Here is an 18174-nt window from a genome sequence, read left to right as displayed (position 1 = left end):
ACGGGTGGGGGCCCGGGGCGCGACGGTCCGGTCAGTTGCCGAAGCCGGAGTCGGCGGGCAGCGAGATGTCGGGCTTCTCCAGCTCTTCGACGTTGACGTCCTTGAAGGTCATCACTCGGACGTTCTTCACGAAGCGGGCAGGGCGGTACATGTCCCATACCCAGGCGTCGTGCATCTCGACCTCGAAGTAGACCTCGCCGTCGGAGTTGCGCACGTGCAGGTCGACCTGATTGGCCAGGTAGAACCGACGCTCGGTCTCCACCACGTAGGAGAACTGGCGGACAATGTCGCGGTACTCCCGGTAGAGCTGCAGCTCCATCTCGGTCTCGTACTTCTCGAGATCTTCCGCGCTCATCGCACTCCGCCTTCCATGACCACATCTTCCCCCACGGGCGTCAAAGGCCGAGGCTGCTCGCCCAACGCCACGCCGACGGTACCCCCTGACGCCCCGGAGTGCCCCATCGGCTCGTCCGAGCCCGGGTCGGCCGGTCGCCGAGCGCGCGGTGGCCGGCCGTCGCGGCCGGAGACCGTCGCGACATTGACGTACGAGAAGCGGTGTTCCCGGCACGGCCCGTGCTCGCGCAGCGCCGCGCTGTGCTCCGGGGTGATGTAGCCCTTGTGCTCGGCAAAGCCGTACGCCGGGTACACCCCGTCCAACTCCACCATGATCCGGTCCCGGGTGACCTTGGCGAGCACGCTGGCCGCCGCCACGCAGGCGGCCACCCGGTCGCCCTTCCACACCGCCAGCCCCGGCACCCCCAGGCCGTCCACACCGAAGCCGTCGGTCAGCACGTACTCCGGTCGGGTGGTGAGCGAGGCGAGCGCCCGGCGCATCGCGGCCAGGTTGCACACGTGCAGCCCTCGGGCATCGACCTCGTCGGCGGGGATGATCACCACGGCGTACGCCAGGGCACGGTCCACGACCTCGGCGTACACCCGTTCCCGGCTGGCCGGGGTGAGCAGCTTGGAGTCGGCGAGCCCGTCGATCTCGCCGCGCCGCCCCTCCGGGAGCACGGCCGCGGCGGCGACCAACGGCCCGGCGCACGCGCCCCTGCCGGCCTCGTCGGCGCCGGCCACGTGCCGGAAGCCGCGCCGCTGCAACGCCCGCTCCAGCGCGTAGAGCCCGGCCTCCCGACGAACGACGGTACGCGGCGGGGTCAGCACGACGCCTCGGCAGCCGGCGGCAGCAGCCGGGCCAGCAGGTCGGGCAGCTCCGGTGGGTAGTACCGCTCGCCGCTGGCGGCCAACTCGGTGGGCAGCCACCAGCGGTGACCGGCGATGCTGCGCTGCTCGACGTCGTTGAAGCCGACGGTGTCGACCTCGCACGACGGGACGCGGAGCAGGAAGAAGTCCTGCTCCTGGCGGTACCAGTCGCCGTCGAACGGGAACTCGGTGGCGTCGGACCAGACCGGCTCACCCAGCTCGGCCGGATCGACCCGCAGCCCGGTCTCCTCGGCCAACTCCCGCACCGCGCCGGACGCCGGAGACTCACCCCTGTCGAGCCCGCCGCCCGGGGTGAACCAGTAGCGGTGCTCCGGGCGGGCCGGGTCGAAGCCGTGGAACAGCAGGATCCGACCGGCCGCGTCGACCAGCAGCACCCGCGCCGCGCGTCGAGGGATGTAGACGCGGTCGGCACCGTTCGCGTCTGTGGGGCTCGTCAGCCCACTCCTCACGGTCACCGCACCAGCCTGCCAGACGGGCGGCCGATCGCCCACGCCCCCACCAGTTCTACGGCTTGGGAATGCCGTCGAACTGGTCGGGCACCGTCAGCCAGGTGGCCCGGTTGACGGGCCAGAAGACGGTGAACGCCCGCCCGACGACCTCGCTCTCGGGGATCGTGGCCTCGGTGATGTTCTGGTTGGACTGCTGCCAGTGCTCCAGCGAGTCACCCGAGGCGGACCGGTGGTCGCCCATCACCCACAGCCGACCCTTCGGCACGGTGATGTCGAACTCCTGGTCGGCCGCCTTGTCCTGGACCCCGTCGATGGAGAAGATGTACGGCTCGTCGAGCGACTTGCCGTTGATCATCAGGCGCTCTTGCGGGTCGCAGCAGACCACGTGGTCGCCGCCGACGCCGATCACCCGCTTGATGAAGTCCTCGCCGTCGGGGTTGCCACTCCACTCGGTGGGGGCCTTGAACACGATCACCTCGCCGCGGTGCGGTGACCGGAAGTCGTAGACCAGCTTGTTGACCAACACCCGGTCATCGATCTTGAGAGTGTTCTCCATGGACGGGGACGGGATGAAGAAGGTCTGCAGCACGAAGGCGCGGACCAGCACCGCGACCAGGATCGCCACACCCAGCAGGATCGGCAGCTCCTTCCAGAAGGAGCTACGCGGCTTGTCGGTCTGCTCGTCAATCACGCCAAGGAGCCTACGTTGCCGGACCGGACGTCACCGTCCGGAACGCGCGGGAACCCCTCAGCGCGACCGTCAGCGGGAGTATCAGCAGCACACCGCCCTGCGGGGACGGGCGGGTCGGCGGCACACCGGACGAGGCCGTGGCCGGCGCGGCCACGTCGTCGAACGTCGCCGGCACCGACAGCGCCGCCCAGCGCGACGAGGGCCAGACCACCATGAACGCCCGGCCGACGACGTTGTCGATGGGCACCGGCCCCTGACAGCGCGCGTCCTGGGAAACCTCACGGTGGTCGCCCATGACGAAGATCTGACCCGGGGGTACGACCACCTCGTCGAAGCGCCGCGAGCGGCACTCCTGCGGGTTGGGCGGCAGGTCCAGTGGCGAGTCGCGGAGCACGTACGACTCGTCGAGCGGGGTCCCGTTCACGGTGACCCGGCCCTGCGAGTCGCAGCACTTGACGCGGTCGCCGGGCACGCCGATCACCCGCTTGATGAAGTCCTTCTCGCCGGGGCGGCTCACCCCGACCAGGTCCCCGACGGTCCGGGCGAGCTTGCCGGCGAACCCGGGCTCGGGCTGCTGGTCGACCTGCGGCGCCCACCGGTCGGTGCCCCGGAACACCACCACCTCGCCGCGCACCGGGTCACGGACGTCGTAGACGACCTTGTTGACCAGCACCCGGTCGCCGATCAGGAGAGTGTCCTCCATCGAGCCGGACGGGATGAAGAACGCCTGGAGCAGGAACGTGCGGATCAACACCGCGAGGCAGAAGGCCACCACCAGCAGCAGTGGAAGTTCCTGCCAGAGGGGCATCTGACGCCGGGTGCGGCGAACCCGCCGCCGCCACGGATCGACAGTGCCGTCCTCGTCAAGCGTCTGCACCACGCCACTCCCCGGTCCGCAGAAACACCACCGCCCGGGAGCCTCGTCGAGGCTCCACGGGCGGTTGTGGACGGCTGCCCGCCTCGTGGGCGGGGCCACCGCCTGGCTGCGCCCGTACGACCAGGGTAGTGCGGTCCGGTCGGTACGGCATACGCGCAGCTCAGGCGGCGTGGCGAGCGGGAAGTCAGCTGGGCTGCTTCTCCCGCTTCTCCTTGATCTTGGCCTTCTTGCCGCGCAGCTCGCGCAGGTAGTAGAGCTTGGCGCGACGCACGTCACCGCGGGTCACGACCTCGATGCGGTCGATGCCCGGGCCGTTGAGCGGGTAGGTCCGCTCGACACCGACACCGAAGCTGACCTTGCGGACCGAGAAGGTCTCGCGCAGACCGTCACCCTGGCGGCGGATCACGACGCCCTGGAAGATCTGGACACGGGACCGGTTGCCCTCGACGACCCGCGCGTGCACCTTGACGGTGTCACCGGCACGGAAGTCGGGGAGGTCGGTCCGCTTCGACTGGGCGTCAAGGGCGTCCAGGATGTTCATCGCTGCGTCCTCGTAAGGCTCACGGCGCACCGTCACTCGATGCGCGGATGGGTGATTCTGATTCCCGGGTGGTGGTCGGCGGGCCAACCCCGGTCGGGGATCCTCGCAGCCGCCCGCGGGCGCGGACGGATGCGGCAACCCCTCTACTTTGCCACATCCCCCGGCGGTGGTTGAAATCCGGCCTGTTCCAGCGCCGCGATGTCCCGTTTGTCGAGCCGCTCGGGGGGCAGCGCGGCCAGCAGGTCCGGACGTCGGGCCGCCGTGCGCAGCAGCCCCTCCTCGCGCCGCCAACGCGCGATCTTGCCGTGGTCGCCGGAGCGGAGCACGTCCGGCACGTCGTGGCCGCGCCAGCTCGGCGGCTTCGTGTAGATCGGCGCCTCGAGCAGCCCGTGCGCGTGCGACTCCTCGTCCAGCGAGCCGGCGTTGCCCAGCACCCCGGGCAGCAGTCGGGTGACCGCCTCCAGGACGACCAGCACGGCGACCTCGCCGCCGAAGAGCACGTAGTCACCGAGCGACACCTCGGTGACCGGCATGCGGGTGGCGGCGTGCGTCAGGACCCGCTGGTCGATCCCCTCGTACCGGCCGCAGGCGAAGAGCAGGTGCGGCTCGGCGGCCAGCTCGTGGGCCAGGGCCTGGGTGAACGGCACGCCGGCCGGCGACGGCACCAGCAGCCGGGGCGGCGCGGCCCCGGCCGGGGCGAGCGCGTCGAGCGCCGCACCCCACGGCTCCGGCTTCATCACCATCCCCGGGCCGCCGCCGTACGGGGTGTCGTCGACCGTGCGGTGCACGTCGTGGGTCCAGGTCCGCAGGTCGTGCACGGCGAGCTGGAGTACGCCGTTGGCCCGGGCACGGCCGATCAACGACAGGTCCAGCGGGGCGAAGTACTCCGGGAAGATCGACACGACGTCGACGCGCATGCGCGGTGGTCCTAAAGATCGAGCAGTCCGGCCGGCGGGTCGACGATCACGCGTCCACCGGCCAGGTCGACCTCCGGGACGATCGCCCGGACGAACGGGATCAGCGCGGTACGCCCCTCGGGCCGCCGCAGCACCAGCAGGTCGGACGAGGGCGCGTGGTCGATCCGGGCGACCTCGCCCAGACGTTCGCCGGACGGGGTGACCACCGCCAGACCGACCAACTGGTGGTCGTGGAACTCCTCCGGGTCCTCCGGAGGCTCGACGTCGGCGCTGTCCACCACGAGCAGGGTGCCGCGCAGCGCCTCGGCGGTGTTGCGGTCCAGGATCCCGTCGAACGCGACGAGCATCCGGCCCTGGTGGAACCGGGACTCCTCGATGGTCAGCTCGGCCGGAACCCGGAACACCACGCCCGGCCCGTCCGCCGGCGCGGGCGGCGGAACCGCCCCCGGCTCAGTGCGCAGCACTGTACCGGGGGCGAACCGCGCTTCGGGCTCGTCCGTCCGCACTTCCACGGTGACCTCACCGCGGACACCGTGCGGCTTGCCGATCCTTCCGACGACGAGCTGCATCAGTACGAGTCGACGATGTCGACGCGTACTCCGCGCCCACCGATGGAGCCGATCACCTGACGCAGCGCCTTGGCGGTCCGACCGGACCGCCCAATCACCGTGCCGAGGTCCTCGGGGTGCACGCGGACTTCCAGCCGCTTGCCCCGACGGGAATCGACCATCCGGACCCGGACGTCGTCCGGGTGGTCGACGATGCCCTTGACCAGGTGCTCCAAGGCGGGACGCAGCGGCATGTCAGGCCTGCTCACCGGCGTCGGCGGCGGGGGTCTCGGCCGGAGCCTCGGTCGCCGGGGCCTCAGCGGCCGGCGCCTCGGCGGCCTTGGCGGCCTTCTTGGCCGGCTTGGCCGGGGTCTCCGGGGCCAGCCCGGCAGCGGCCTTCGCCTCGGCCTCGTACGCCGCCTTGCGGTCGGCCCGCTCGGGGGCGACCTTCAGCGGCGGCGGGGCCGGCAGGCCCTTGAACTTCTGCCAGTCACCGGTCAGCTCCAGCAGCCGCTGCACCGCCTCGCTCGGCTGGGCGCCGACGGACAGCCAGTACTGGACCCGCTCCGACTTGACCTCGATGACCGAAGGGTCCTCCTTCGGCTGGTACACCCCGACGAACTCGATCGCCCGGCCGTCACGCTTGGTGCGCGAGTCGGCGATGACGATGCGGTACTGCGGGTTGCGGATCTTGCCCATCCGCAGGAGCCGGATCTTTACGGCCACAGTTGTTTCGCTCCTGTTGCGATCTCACCGGCCCACTACGGGCGGTGTGCATGGGTGAGCGCCGACCGGCACAGTGGGGTTGGGCCGGAGACTACTCGGTGGACTGGCGACGTGCCCGGGTTAGAGGGCGCCGGACGCGCGCCGGATACCAGCGACCCATTCTGCCAGATCCGACGCCGATCGTTCGCATCGGACCCGGACACCACGTCACCGGTGATCCGGAACACCTCTCAGCGCACCGGCGGGCGATCCCACCCTAGGGGCAGTTTGTCCGGCACGTCCCAATCTGCGGGCGGGGTGAAGTCACCCCAGGTGCCGTCGAACGGGAACGCGCCGGCCTCGGCGAGCGCGATCACCCGCTCCCCCTCGGCCCGGACCGCCTTCTCGTCGGTCACCCAGTAGTCGTCGCCGAAGGCGAGCCGCTCGACGAACTCGTCCTCGTCCTTCCACTGCCAGCTCAGGTCCGGACGCACCACCACGTCGAGGTCCTGGTCCACCACGTCGACGCCGGCCACCGAGCCGTCGTCCCAGCGGACGCCGGGCTCCTCCAGGTTGACGTACCAGTGGGCGAACCGACCCTGCGCGTCCCGGAACCACCACACCGAATGCGCCGCGCCCGTGGGCAGGAACTTCAACAGCGGCGGACCGTTCCAGTGGCCGTGCGCCAACCGGTACGACGACGAGACCCACTGGGCGAACGGCATCGCCCGCATGTTCAGCCCCGCCTCGGTGACCTCGTGGGCCACCGGCGAGTCCCGGGCGATCCACACCAGCAGGCCCCGCTCGTCGTCGCTGACCACCCGCCCCGGGCGCACCCAGCCGATCCGGCCGTGCCGCACGTTGCGGTGCATGATCAGCCGACCCGGTGCAAACCGCACGGCAACACCTCCGGACTGTAAGCAGGGGGCCCTTCCTCTACCGCAGACGGTAGGAAGGGGCCCTTCCTAACGTCTCAGTAGGCGCGGGCGAGGATGGCCACCAGGTCGGGCTCGTCCTCCGAGTCCGGCACCGAGCCGTCGGCCCGCAGCAGGCAGCGCACCGTCACGCCCTGGCCGTTCGCCTCGGCCTCGCCGGCCACGCCGACCGCCGACCACGGCACCATGGCCCAGCCGGTGGCGGCCGCCTCGATCGCCTCGGCCAGGGTCGACACCTCCACCGTGCGCGACGTGCGGTGGGCCAGCGCCTGGTCGTGCAGCACCTGCTGGTCGGCCTCCAGCGCCGCCAGCACCGCGCCGACCACGTCGGCCACCGGCGTCGGAGACTTCGATCCGTCGGTACGACGAACCACCGTCGCGTTACCGACGGCCAGATCGCGGGGACCGACCTCGACGCGTACCGGATAACCGCGCAGCTCGGCGTCGACGGCCCGGCGGCCGAACGCGGTGTCGGTCCGGTCGTCGAGCGCGACCCGGACACCGGCGTCGCGCAGGCCGTCGCGCAGCTTGGCCGCCGCCTCCGCGACGCCCTCGCCGTCCTTGACAACCATGATGTACGCCTGGATGGGCGCCAGCCGCGGCGGCACGCGCAGGCCGTTGTCGTCGCCGTGCGCCATGATCAGGCCGCCGAGCATCCGGGTCGACGTGCCCCAGGAGGTCGTCCAGGCGTGCTCCCGGCCGCCTTCCTTGGCCGAGTAGCTGATGTCGAACGCCTTGGCGAAGTTCTGCCCCAACTCGTGGCTGGTGCCCAGCTGGAGCGCCTTGCCGTCGCCCATCATGCCTTCGCAGGTGTAGGTGGCGGTCGCCCCGGCGAACCGCTCACGGGCCGTCTTCAGGCCCACCACCACCGGGATGCCCAGCACGTTGACCATCAGGTCCTCGTACGCCTCATGCAGGATCCGCCGCGCGTAGGCGCGGGCGTCCTCGCGGGTCGCGTGCGCGGTGTGCCCCTCCTGCCAGAGGAACTCGCTGGTCCGCAGGAAGATCCGCGGACGCAGCTCCCACCGGACCACGTTCGCCCACTGGTTGAGCAGCAGCGGCAGGTCCCGGTACGAGTCGATCCACTTGGCCATGAACTCGCCGATCACCGTCTCGCTGGTGGGACGCACCACCACCGGCTCGGCGAGCTGCTTGCCACCACCGTGGGTGACAACCGCCAGCTCCGGCGAGAAGCCCTCGACGTGCTCGGCCTCGCGCTTGAGGTAGCTCTCCGGGATGAACAGCGGGAAGTACGCGTTCTCCGCGCCCGCCGCCTTGATCCGGTCATCCATCTCGGCCTGCATCCGCTCCCAGATGGCGTAGCCGGCCGGTCGGATGACCATGGTCCCCCGGACCGGGCCGTTGTCGGCCAGCTTCGCCTTGGCGATCAGGTCCTGGTACCAGCGGGGAAAGTCCTCCGCACGGGGAGTGAGCACGCGTGCCATGACCGCACATCCTATGCGCCGGGCGAGGCGTCACCGCGCCCGGGAGGCGTCACGCCCTCCGCGTGGCGGCATGGCGCCCCTTGCAAGCGCTGCTCGGCTGGGCCGGCGACCGCCTGCCGGGCGCGGATCCGACCGCGCTGGCCTTCGCCGCCGACGATCGTCCGACTCGTGGTGAGCCCACGCCAAGATCCTCACAACATCACCGATGTTGCTGCCTCAGCCACGCCGGAAGCAGCAATATCCCTGATGCTGTGAGGATCTTGCGCGGCCCAGCACGGCCCAGCGCGGCCCAGCGCGGCCCAGCACGGCCCAGCACGGCCCAGCGCAGACGGGTCAGCGCACCACTCGGCCGCGCAGGATCGTGCGGGACGGGGCACGGACGACCCGCAGGTCGCGGCGGGGATCCTCGGGGTAGACCGTCAGGTCGGCGAGACCGCCCTCGACCAGCCCGGGAAAGCCGAGCCATTCCCGGGCGCCCCAGGAGGCGGCGGCGAGTACGTCCTCGGCGGGCATGCCGGCCCGCTCGTGCAGCAGCAGCATTTCTTCGGCGGCCAGCCCGTGGTCGATGCCGCCGCCGGCGTCGGTGCCCACGTAGATCGGCACACCCGCCTCGTGGGCGGCCCGCACCACCTCGGGGAAGCGGTCGCGCAGCGCGAGCATGTGTTCGGCGTACCCGGGGAACTTGGCTTGCGCCTGTTCGGCGATCCCGCCGAAGGTCGCGATGTTGATCATTGTGGGGACGAGCGCGGTGCCCCGGCGGGCCATCTCGTCGATCAGGTCGAGGCTCAGGCCGGTGCCGTGCTCGACCGAGTCCACCCCGGCGCGCACCATGATCTCGACGGCGGCCTCGGAGAAGGTGTGCACGGCGGCGCGTACCCCGGCGTCGTGCGCGGCCCGCACGGCGGCGGTCAGGGTGTCGGCGTCCCAGGCCGGCGCGAGGTCGCCCACGCCACGGTCGATCCAGTCGCCGACCAGCTTGACCCAGCCGTTGCCGGCCTTGGCCTGGGCGGCCACCGTCGCGGCCACATCGGCGGCGTCGACCTCGACGCCGATGTCCCGCAGGTAGCGCTTCGGCGGGGCGACATGCCGGCCCGCGCGGGCCAGTCGCGGCAGGTCGGGTTCGTCGTCCAACTCGGGGTACGGGTACGGCGAGCCGGCGTCCCGGATCGCCAGCACCCCGGCGTCCCGGTCGATGTGGGCCAGTTCGCGGGCCTGGTCGAGCGAGGTGATCGGGGCCCCACCTCGGGCGATGCCGAGGTGGCAGTGCGCGTCGACCAGCCCCGGCAGCACGAACCCGCCGTCGACGACGGTCTCCGCGTCGGGGACCGGGGTGAAGGTCACCCGTTCGCCGACCAGCCAGAGGTCCCGGACCTCGTCGTCGGGGAGCAGCACGCCGCGCACATGAAGGGCCATGCGCACAGTCCTACCCGATCACTCCCCGTCGGGGGCGAGCAGGTCGTTCTTCCGGGAGGTCAGCGCGGGCAGGTCCGCGTCAGCGCGGACCCTTGTCGCCGCCCTTGCCGAGCTTGTTGAAGTCGATCTTCGGGAGCTTGAAGCCGGGCGGGAGGCCCTGGCCAGCCGCCAGGTCGTTCGGGTCCATCCCCGGCGGGAGCTGCGGCATGCCACCCGGGAAGCCGGCCGGCATCCCGGCGCCGGTACGCGGACGACCGCCGCCCTTGGTGCCCTTGCGCTTGTTCTTCGGCGACTTGGTCGCCTTGCGGCGGCCAGCACCGGGCAGGCCCATCATGCCGCCCATCTGCTTCATCATCTTCTGCGCGTCGGCGAAGCGGTTGAGCAGCTGGTTGACGTCCATGACGGTGACTCCGGAACCGTTGGCGATACGCGCCCGGCGGGAGCCGTTGATGATCTTCGGGTTGTTGCGCTCGCCCGGGGTCATCGACCGGATGATCGCGGTGACCCGGTCGAAGTGGCTGTCGTCCAACTCGGCGAGCTGGTCCTTCATCTGACCCATGCCCGGCATCATGGCCAGCACGTTGGCGATCGGACCCATCCGCCGTACCGCGATGAGCTGGTCGAGGAAGTCGTCAAGCGTGAACTGCTCGCCGCCCATCAGCTTGGCGGTCATCTTCTCCTTCTGATCGGAGTCGAAGGCCTGCTCGGCCTGCTCGATCAGAGTGAGGACGTCGCCCATGCCGAGGATCCGGCTGGCCATCCGGTCGGGGTGGAAGACGTCGAAGTCCTCCAGCTTCTCACCGGTGGACGCGAACAGGATCGGCTGCCCGGTGACCTCGCGAACCGACAGCGCGGCACCACCACGGGCGTCACCGTCGAGCTTGGAGAGCACCACGCCGGTGATGCCGACGCCGTCGCGGAACGCCTCGGCGGTGCGGACGGCGTCCTGACCGACCATCGCATCGATGACGAAGATGACCTCGTCCGGGGAGACGGCGTCGCGGATGTCGGCGGCCTGCTGCATCATCTCGGCGTCGATACCGAGCCGGCCGGCGGTGTCGACGATGACGATGTCCCGGGCGGCGCGCTTGGCGTGCTCGATCGACGCGCGGGCCACCTGCACCGGGTCGCCGGTGCCGTTGCCGGGCTCCGGCGCGTACACCTCGACCCCGGCGCGACCACCGAGCACCTGGAGCTGCCCGACGGCGTTGGGGCGCTGGAGGTCGGCGGCGACCAGCAGCGGCTGGTGGCCCTGACCCTTGAGCCAGCGGGCCAGCTTGCCGGCGAGGGTGGTCTTACCCGAGCCCTGGAGGCCGGCCAACATGATCACGGTCGGCGGCTGCTTGGCGAACTGGAGTCGTCGCCCCTCGCCGCCGAGCACGTTGATCAGCTCTTCGTTGACGATCTTGATGATCTGCTGGGCCGGGTTGAGCGCCTGGGAGACCTCGGCGCTGCGGGCGCGCTCCTTGACGGCCGCGATGAAGCCCTTGACCACCGGCAGCGCGACGTCCGCCTCCAGCAGCGCGAGGCGGATCTCACGCGCGGTGGCGTCGATGTCGGCGTCGGTGAGCCGTCCCTTGCCGCGGAGCTTGGTGAAGATCCCGGACAGGCGGTCACTCAAGGTGTCAAACACGCGAACATCCCGTTTGTCAGTGTTCCGGCGGGCACAACGCGGCCGGCACTGCGGAGTCCGGCCACCGCTAGGGTAGCCGCCCGGCCGCACGGCCGCTGGCGGCCCGGCCTCACCCCGGAACCAAGCCCGATTGGTACGCGAAGACGACGAGCTGGGCCCGGTCCCGGGCTGCCAGCTTGCCCATCGCCCGGCTGACGTGTGTCCGGGCGGTCGCCGGGCTGACCACCAACCGGGCGGCTATCTCCTCGTTGTTCAGCCCCTCACCGACCAGGCCCACCACCTGGCGTTCCCGGTCGGTGAGCGTGTCCAGTCGGGGGTGCGGACGGGGTGCCCGCGACGGCCGGGTGGCGAACTCCCGCACCACCCGGCGGGTCACCGACGGCGACAGCAGCGCCTCCCCCTCGGCGACCAGCCGGATCGCCCGCAGCAGCTCCGGCGGCCGGGTGTCCTTGGTGAGGAACCCACTCGCGCCGTGGCGCAGCGCGTCGAAGACGTACTCGTCCAGCTCGAAGGTCGTGAGCACCACCACCCGCGTACCGGTCAGGTCGGGATCGGCGACGATCCGCCGGGTCGCCTCGATCCCGTCGATGCCCGGCATCCGGATGTCCATCAGGACGACGTCCGGCCGCTCCCGCCGGGCCAGCTCGACCGCCCGCAACCCGTCGGCGGCCTCACCGGCGAGCGCCAGGTCGTCCTCGCTCTCCACCAGCGCCCGCAGCCCGAGGCGGACCAGGTCCTGGTCGTCGGCGATCAGTACCCGGATCACGGGGACGGCTCCACCGGCAGCCGGGCCCACACGCGGAACCCGCCGGCCGAGCGCGGTCCGACGCTCAGCCGCCCGCCCAACGCCGTCACCCGCTCCCGCATGCCGGCCAGCCCGTGCCCGCCGGACCGGCCGTCGGCCGGTTCGAGGTCGCCGGCCGCGTCGAGCCGGCCCGGGACGCCGACGCCCCGATCGGTGACCTCGACCGTCACCTCGTCGGCCCGGTAGGTCACGGTCACCTCGGCACGCGCCACCTCGGCGTGCCGCAGCACGTTCGTCAACGCCTCCTGCACCACCCGGTACGCGGCCAGGTCGACCGCCGCCGGCAACTCCCGTGGGTCACCGGCCAGGCGCAGGTCGACGGCGAGACCGGCGCCCGCCAGGCGGTCGCGCAGTGCGGGGAGCCGCGCCAGACCGGGCACGGGCTCACGCTCCGCGCCCCGCCGCACCGCGCCCAACGTGACCCGCAGCTCGTCCAGCGCCTCCCGGCTGGTGCGGCTGATGGCGGTCAGCGCGATCTCCGCCTGCTCCGGCCGTTTCGGCAGCAGGTGCAGGGCGATGTCCGCCTGCATGCTGATCGCGGCCAACCCGTGCCCCACCACGTCGTGCACCTCCTGGGCGATGCGCAGCCGCTCCTCGTCGGCCTGCCGCCGACCCTGCTCGGCACGCTCACGGGCCTCCTCGGCTCGGGTACGGGCGGCCGCCTCCCGGCTGACCCGCACCACCACACCCACCGCGAACGGTACGACCACCCAGGCCGACGCGGGCAGCACTCCGGTCCAGCCCGGCGCGGGGCCGCGCGAGGCGAAGACATGCGCCAGCAGCACCACGAACGCGCCGCTGCCGGCGAGCGCCGCCGGACGCACCGGCAGTCGCACCGCCACGGTGTACACAGCGAGCAGGAACGCGAGCAGAATCGGCCCGTACGGGTAGCCGAGCACCAGGTACGTCGAGGTGGCAAGCGTAACCACGACGAGAGTCGCCACGGGAGCACGCCGTCGGAGCAGCAGGGCGAGCGCGGCGAGTGCGATCAGTGCCCGGCAGAGGGCGTCAACCGGCATCGATCCCGGCTGGTTGTCCCCGGCAAGCCCGGTGGCGAGTTGTCCGAAGCCGAGCAGCACGAGGGCAAGCACGGCGTCCGACACCGCGTCCCGCCCACGCCACCCGTTCCCTCGCATGGCCGTCATTCTGCCCGCGCAGACGTCTCCTGACGTGCGTCCACGAGCGGCACCGCCGCTACGTCCCCGAACGTAGCCACGACCTCACCCCGCCCAGGTAATCCCGGCCCCAGCCGCCGAGTGGGCCCGCGAGCCGGCGACGCACAGATGCCGACAGCCGACGACGCACGGATGCCGCCGCTGGCGGTAGCGCGGCGACGCCGCAGGCGCCCGAGGGGCCGGCAGCGTCTGAGCGGGCGCGGCGTATGGCGGCCGGAGTGTGGGGAGCGGGCACTACAACAAGCGTGATGACTCAGTGGCATCTTGATGCCACTGAGTCATCAGCCGCGAAGTGGCGCATGCGGGCCGCGGGCATCCCCAGGCTTCACAGGGCCCACGACGAGCGCCGACCCACGACGGCCAGCGCGGGCCCAACACGCCCAGCGCGGGCCCAACACGGCCAGCGCGGGCCCAACACGGCCAGCGCGGGCGACCGCTGCCAACGCTGGCCGTCGCACGGCGCGCATCGCTGGTCAGACGGCGGCCAGGACCGCGGCCTCCAGGCGGGCCCGGGTGGCGTCGTCCGGCCAGCCGCCCACGAGGTAGAAGGCGTCGACGACGTCCGCGCCGAGGGTCGAGATCCGTGCGGCCCGGACCAGGGCACCCGCCTCGTCGAGCGCGCCGGCCACCCGGTAGAGCAGCCCGGCGGCGTCGGCCGCGCGAAGTTCGAGCAGGACGGCGTCGGTGGCCGCCTCGCGGTGCCAGACGACCCGGGGTGCGGCGCCGCTGCCCCGGGCGGCGAGCGCACGACCCCGCAGCCGTTGGGTGACGGACACGTCGCCGGCGACCGCGCGGCGCAGGTCGGCACGGAGCGGGACCGGGTCGGCCGGTAGGCCGTAGCGGGGTTGCACCCGGCACTCGACGAGCGCTCGGCCGTCGACCACGGAGGCGTCGGCGGAGAGCACCTCCAGTCGGTGCAGGGCGAGGCAGCCGGCCACCGTGGCGAGCAGTCCCCGCCGGTCGGCGGCGGCCACCGCCACCCGGTCTCCGGTGAGGTGGACGACCGGCAGCGGCCCGGCCAGCAGCGCCGGGTCCGGGGCCGGGGGCTCGGGCAGCACACCGGTGTCCAGGGCGGTACGGACGCGGGCGACCAGTTCGGCGACGAGTCGGCCCTTCCAGTCCGACCAGGCGGCCGGGCCGGTGGCGGCGGCGTCGGCGCGGACGAGGGCGTGCAGCAGGTCGAGCGTGCCGGTGTCGCCCACCGCCTCGGCGACCGACGCGATGGTCACCGGATCGGCGAGGTCCCGCCGGGTGGCCACGTCCGGCAGGAGCAGGTGCAGCCGGACGAGCGTGCCGATCAGCGCCACCTCCGGGGCGGGCAGCCCGACGCGGGTCGCCACCGTCTCGGCGAGCGGCACCCCGACGGTGCTGTGGTCGCCGGGCAGGCCCTTGCCGATGTCGTGCAGCAGGGCGCCGAGCAGCAGCAGGTCGGGACGGTCCACCTCGCGGGAGTGCCGGCTGGCCTCGTGGGCGGCCTGCACGAGGTGCCGGTCGAGGGTGTATCGGTGCACCGGGTTGTGCTGGGGCAGGCTGCGCAGCCGGGTCCACTCGGGCAGCCAGCCGTCCACCAGCCCGTACCTGTCGCAGGTTTCCCAGGCCGGCACCAGGCCGGGACCGGCGCCCAGCAGCGTGGTGAGCGCGGCCCGGGCCTCGGCCGGCCAGGGCGCGGGCAGCGGAGGGCAGTACGCGGCCAGCCACTCGCAGGTGGCCCGCGCGATCGGCAGTCGGGTGGTGGCCGCCGCGGCGGCCACCCGCAGGGACAGGCTCGGGTCGGGGCGCGCGCCGATCGCCGTCCGGGCCAGCACCAGCTCGCCGTCGTGCTCGACCACGTCCCGGGCCACGGGCCGACGTACCGGGCTGCCGTTCCCACCCCGGGAGCGGCCCGAGCGCAGCCGGTCGGCGGCGCGGAAGGCGTCGTCGAGGGCGTGGCTGACCGTGCGGGCGTCCCCGGCCACCCGCCGCAGGAGGGCGTCGCCGTCCTCCAGGCCGAGCAGCGCGGCGACGCCGTCGCGTTCCTGGGCGACCAGTCGGTCGACCCGGCGGCCGACCTGCTGGTGCAGGGCGTCACGGGTGTCCAGCAGCCGCAGGTGGGCGGCGCGGACGGCGGGACGCAGCGCGTCGGTGATCCCGGCGGCGGAGATCGCGCGCAGCAACCCCACGTCGCGCAGCCCGCCGGCGGCCTCCTTGAGGTCGCCTTCGAGGAGGAAGGCCAGCTCGCCGTGCGCCTGCCAGCGGGCGACGGTGATCTCACGCAGCCCCGGGAGCTGCCGCACGGCGGTCCGTCGCCAGTGGTCGGCGGCGGTGCGGGTCAGGGCGTCGGCCAGGGCCTGGTCGCCGGCCACCAGGCGGGCGTCGAGCAGCCCGAGGGCGACCTTGACGTCGTCCTGGGCCACCGACAGGGCCTCGGAGACGGTCCGCACGGAGTGGTCGAGGCGCAGTCCGGCGTCCCAGATCGGATACCAGACCGAGGCGGCCAACTCGTCCGTGCCGGGCACTCCGGCGTGCAGCAGCACCAGGTCGAGGTCGCCGTAGGGGGCGCACTGCCGCCGCCCCAGGCCCCCGACGGCCATCAGCGCGACACCGTCGCGCGCGGGCAGCAGCCCACGCAGGAACTCGTCGTACGCGGCCGCCCGCCCCACTCGGGCGGCCTCCCCGATCCCCCCGGGTACGCCGACGACCTCGTTGATCAAGAGGTTCGCGTCACCGTTCTCGGCGTTTCCTGACGCGTTCTTCTTGATCAACGAGGTCATGTCAGTCGTGGTCCGGATCAGAGGGCGTCGAGGCCGCGTTCGCCGGTACGTACCCGGACGACCTCTTCGACACCGGTGACCCAGACCTTGCCGTCGCCGATCTTGCCCGTACGGGCGGCGCCGACAATGGCGTCCACGATCTTTTCCACGTCGATCTCGTCGGTGAGCACCTCGACCCGGATCTTGGGCAGGAACTCGACCGTGTACTCGGCACCCCGGTAGACCTCGGTGTGCCCCTTCTGCCGTCCGTACCCCTGGACCTCGCTGACGGTCAGCCCGGCCACGCCCAGGGCGTGCAGAGCCTCCTTCACCGCGTCCAGCTGGTACGGCTTGATGACCGCGGTCACCAGCTTCATGTCCAACCCCTCCATCTAAGGAACGTTAACCGGCGACCTTGGCGCTGACCGGCTCGGTGGAGTCGGTCTCGGGAGCGGCGGTGCTCGGCGCGCCACCGGGGGTGCCGATGCCGGCCATCGCGAACGCGCCACCCGTGCCGCCGCCGGACGGGGACAGGTCGTAGCTGCTCTCGGCGTGCTCGGCGATGTCGATGCCCTCGACCTCGGCCTCGTTCTTGACGCGGAAGCCGATCGTCTTCTCGATGACGAAGGCGAGCACCCAGGCGATGCCGAACGACCAGGCGGTGACGATCAGGCCGGCCAGGGCCTGCCGACCGAGCTGGGTCACGCCGCCACCGTAGAACAGGCCGTCGGAGGCGCCGACCACGTCGCTGATCGCGGCGTTGACCGAGTTGGTGGCGAACAGGCCGAGCCAGAGCGAGCCGATCCAGCCACCGACGAAGTGCACGCCGACCACGTCGAGGGAGTCGTCGTAGCCCAGCTTGTACTTCAGGCTGACGGCGAGCGCGCACACGATGCCGGCGACGATGCCGAGCAGGACGGACGCCCACGGGGCGATGAAGCCACAGGCCGGGGTGATGGCGACCAGGCCGGCGACCGCGCCGGACGAGGCACCGACCATGGTCGGCTTGCGGTCCTTGACCCACTCGACCGCGATCCAGCCGAGCACCGCGGCGGCGGTGGCGAGCTGGGTGTTGATGAAGGCGAGACCGGCGACCCCGTCGACGGTCAGCTCCGAGCCGGCGTTGAAGCCGAACCAGCCGAACCACAGCAGACCGGCGCCGAGCGCGACGAGCGGGATGTTGTGCGGCTTCATGCCCTCGCGGGGCCAGCCGAGACGCTTGCCGAGCACCAGTGCCACGGCCAGGGCCGCCGCACCGGCGTTGATGTGCACCGCGGTACCGCCGGCGAAGTCCAGCGCGTGGATGTCACCGCCGATGATGCCGCCGCCCCACACCCAGTGGGCGACCGGGAAGTAGACCAGGGTGGCCCAGCCGAACGCGAACAGCAGCCAGCCGGCGAACTTGGCCCGGTCGGCGATGGCACCGCTGATCAGCGCGACGGTGATCACGGCGAAGACCATCTGGAAGGCCATGAACACGTAGAGCGGAATGCCGATGCCGCTGGGGTTCTCCGTCGTCGCGCCCCACAGGTCGGTCTCGGCGAGGAAGGTCTTGGTGCCGAGGTACGCGCCCGGGTCGCCCCAGAAGCCGTTCACGTCGGTCCCGAAGGCGACGCTGAAGCCGTAAAACCACCACAGAATAGAGATGAGCCCGATGGCGGAGAAGCTCATCATCATCATGTTGAGTACGCCCTTGGCCCGGTTGAGGCCGCCGTAGAACAGCGCCAGTCCCGGGGTCATGAGCAGCACGAGCGCGGTCGAAACCAGCAGCCACGTAGTATTGGCGCCGTCGATCGTCGGTGCTTCAGGCACGCTGGCCTCCTAAAGGTGAAGTCCTCCTTCGCGGCTTTCCGGGGCAGCGTCGCCCGTAGGCCGGTTGCGCGGAAGCTTTGTTGCCGGCTGTTTCACCCAGGGTCCCGTGCGGGTTTCCAATTCGTGACGGCTTGTTTCGTACGTGTCACGGAGTCCGCACAGTCGGCGGCATGGACAATGGTGGATCGTTCGGACGGCGCACGTCGATGGCTGACCGGCCAGGCCCATCGACCGGTCCGCTTGACGGGCCCGGCCGAGCATCGACCGGTCCGCGC

At 71.9% G+C, this 18174-nt stretch carries 19 protein-coding genes; all 19 read right to left on the bottom strand.

Features of this window, described 5'->3' with window-relative positions; all coding sequences use genetic code 11:
- Positions 1-31: 31 nt before the first annotated feature.
- Positions 32-355 carry a DUF2469 domain-containing protein gene (locus tag AB0J36_RS16735; protein ID WP_018218957.1) on the bottom strand — a complete coding sequence of 108 codons (324 nt, stop codon included), beginning with the start codon at positions 353-355 and terminating at the stop codon, positions 32-34.
- Positions 352-1164, bottom strand: coding sequence for a ribonuclease HII (locus AB0J36_RS16730; RefSeq protein WP_363660829.1), 813 nt, complete (start codon positions 1162-1164; stop codon positions 352-354). Before AB0J36_RS16730 ends, AB0J36_RS16735 begins: the two co-directional genes overlap by 4 nt.
- Positions 1158-1673, bottom strand: a complete 516-nt coding sequence (locus AB0J36_RS16725; RefSeq protein WP_357173335.1) for an NUDIX domain-containing protein — start codon at positions 1671-1673, stop codon at positions 1158-1160. Before AB0J36_RS16725 ends, AB0J36_RS16730 begins: the two co-directional genes overlap by 7 nt.
- Before the next feature lie 55 nt (positions 1674-1728).
- Entirely contained in the window at positions 1729-2364 is a 636-nt protein-coding gene (gene lepB / locus AB0J36_RS16720; protein WP_357131043.1) for a signal peptidase I, read from the bottom strand.
- 10 nt (positions 2365-2374) lie between these two features.
- The gene (lepB, locus tag AB0J36_RS16715; RefSeq protein ID WP_355051576.1) at positions 2375-3244 is read right to left on the bottom strand and encodes a signal peptidase I; all 870 of its coding nucleotides are present in this window, start codon (positions 3242-3244) and stop codon (positions 2375-2377) included.
- A gap of 181 nt (positions 3245-3425) precedes the next feature.
- Positions 3426-3782, bottom strand: coding sequence for a 50S ribosomal protein L19 (gene rplS / locus AB0J36_RS16710; RefSeq protein ID WP_030335223.1), 357 nt, complete (start codon positions 3780-3782; stop codon positions 3426-3428).
- 143 nt (positions 3783-3925) lie between these two features.
- A complete protein-coding gene (trmD, locus tag AB0J36_RS16705; protein WP_357173285.1) occupies positions 3926-4699 on the bottom strand; it encodes a tRNA (guanosine(37)-N1)-methyltransferase TrmD in 774 nt (257 codons plus the stop codon).
- 11 nt (positions 4700-4710) lie between these two features.
- Positions 4711-5268 carry a ribosome maturation factor RimM gene (gene rimM, locus AB0J36_RS16700; protein WP_357131050.1) on the bottom strand — a complete coding sequence of 186 codons (558 nt, stop codon included), beginning with the start codon at positions 5266-5268 and terminating at the stop codon, positions 4711-4713.
- Entirely contained in the window at positions 5268-5501 is a 234-nt protein-coding gene (locus AB0J36_RS16695; RefSeq protein ID WP_013284588.1) for an RNA-binding protein, read from the bottom strand. The genes rimM and AB0J36_RS16695 overlap by 1 nt, the downstream gene beginning before the upstream one ends.
- Before the next feature lies 1 nt (position 5502).
- Entirely contained in the window at positions 5503-5973 is a 471-nt protein-coding gene (gene rpsP / locus AB0J36_RS16690; RefSeq protein WP_355051573.1) for a 30S ribosomal protein S16, read from the bottom strand.
- 230 nt (positions 5974-6203) lie between these two features.
- Positions 6204-6851: a DUF402 domain-containing protein gene (locus tag AB0J36_RS16685; protein WP_357131054.1), complete on the bottom strand. Its 648-nt coding sequence runs from the start codon at positions 6849-6851 to the stop codon at positions 6204-6206.
- A 74-nt stretch (positions 6852-6925) separates the two neighbouring features.
- Positions 6926-8332, bottom strand: coding sequence for a proline--tRNA ligase (gene proS / locus AB0J36_RS16680; RefSeq protein WP_357131057.1), 1407 nt, complete (start codon positions 8330-8332; stop codon positions 6926-6928).
- A 333-nt stretch (positions 8333-8665) separates the two neighbouring features.
- Positions 8666-9745 (bottom strand): amidohydrolase family protein, encoded by a 1080-nt coding sequence (locus AB0J36_RS16675; RefSeq protein ID WP_357131060.1) that lies wholly within the window; start codon positions 9743-9745, stop codon positions 8666-8668.
- 79 nt (positions 9746-9824) lie between these two features.
- Positions 9825-11378, bottom strand: a complete 1554-nt coding sequence (gene ffh, locus AB0J36_RS16670) for a signal recognition particle protein (RefSeq protein ID WP_357131063.1) — start codon at positions 11376-11378, stop codon at positions 9825-9827.
- Positions 11379-11487: 109 nt separating this feature from the next.
- Positions 11488-12144: a response regulator transcription factor gene (locus tag AB0J36_RS16665; RefSeq protein WP_357131066.1), complete on the bottom strand. Its 657-nt coding sequence runs from the start codon at positions 12142-12144 to the stop codon at positions 11488-11490.
- Entirely contained in the window at positions 12141-13319 is a 1179-nt protein-coding gene (locus tag AB0J36_RS16660) for a sensor histidine kinase (protein ID WP_357393022.1), read from the bottom strand. Before AB0J36_RS16660 ends, AB0J36_RS16665 begins: the two co-directional genes overlap by 4 nt.
- Positions 13320-13831: 512 nt before the next feature.
- Positions 13832-16108 (bottom strand): [protein-PII] uridylyltransferase, encoded by a 2277-nt coding sequence (locus AB0J36_RS16655; RefSeq protein WP_357131072.1) that lies wholly within the window; start codon positions 16106-16108, stop codon positions 13832-13834.
- Positions 16109-16125: 17 nt separating this feature from the next.
- On the bottom strand, positions 16126-16464 hold the full coding sequence (locus AB0J36_RS16650) for a P-II family nitrogen regulator (protein ID WP_007456507.1): 339 nt from the start codon (positions 16462-16464) through the stop codon (positions 16126-16128).
- A gap of 25 nt (positions 16465-16489) precedes the next feature.
- Positions 16490-17899 carry an ammonium transporter gene (locus AB0J36_RS16645; RefSeq protein WP_357131075.1) on the bottom strand — a complete coding sequence of 470 codons (1410 nt, stop codon included), beginning with the start codon at positions 17897-17899 and terminating at the stop codon, positions 16490-16492.
- Positions 17900-18174: the final 275 nt, after the last annotated feature.

This window comes from Micromonospora sp. NPDC049662 (assembly GCF_040675055.1).
Lineage (GTDB): Bacteria > Actinomycetota > Actinomycetes > Mycobacteriales > Micromonosporaceae > Micromonospora.
The sequence above is the reverse complement of the archived record's forward strand: the minus strand, read 5'-3'. Positions and strand labels throughout refer to the sequence as shown.

Coding starts and splice junctions, on each gene's coding strand:
- AB0J36_RS16735 (WP_018218957.1), bottom strand. CDS start 355: ATGAGCGCGGAAGATCTCGAGAAGTACGAGACCGAGATGGAGCTGCAG.
- rimM (WP_357131050.1), bottom strand. CDS start 5,268: ATGCAGCTCGTCGTCGGAAGGATCGGCAAGCCGCACGGTGTCCGCGGT.
- AB0J36_RS16650 (WP_007456507.1), bottom strand. CDS start 16,464: ATGAAGCTGGTGACCGCGGTCATCAAGCCGTACCAGCTGGACGCGGTG.
- proS (WP_357131057.1), bottom strand. CDS start 8,332: ATGGCACGCGTGCTCACTCCCCGTGCGGAGGACTTTCCCCGCTGGTAC.
- rplS (WP_030335223.1), bottom strand. CDS start 3,782: ATGAACATCCTGGACGCCCTTGACGCCCAGTCGAAGCGGACCGACCTC.
- trmD (WP_357173285.1), bottom strand. CDS start 4,699: ATGCGCGTCGACGTCGTGTCGATCTTCCCGGAGTACTTCGCCCCGCTG.
- AB0J36_RS16655 (WP_357131072.1), bottom strand. CDS start 16,108: ATGACCTCGTTGATCAAGAAGAACGCGTCAGGAAACGCCGAGAACGGT.
- AB0J36_RS16675 (WP_357131060.1), bottom strand. CDS start 9,745: ATGGCCCTTCATGTGCGCGGCGTGCTGCTCCCCGACGACGAGGTCCGG.
- AB0J36_RS16660 (WP_357393022.1), bottom strand. CDS start 13,319: ATGCGAGGGAACGGGTGGCGTGGGCGGGACGCGGTGTCGGACGCCGTG.
- AB0J36_RS16695 (WP_013284588.1), bottom strand. CDS start 5,501: ATGCCGCTGCGTCCCGCCTTGGAGCACCTGGTCAAGGGCATCGTCGAC.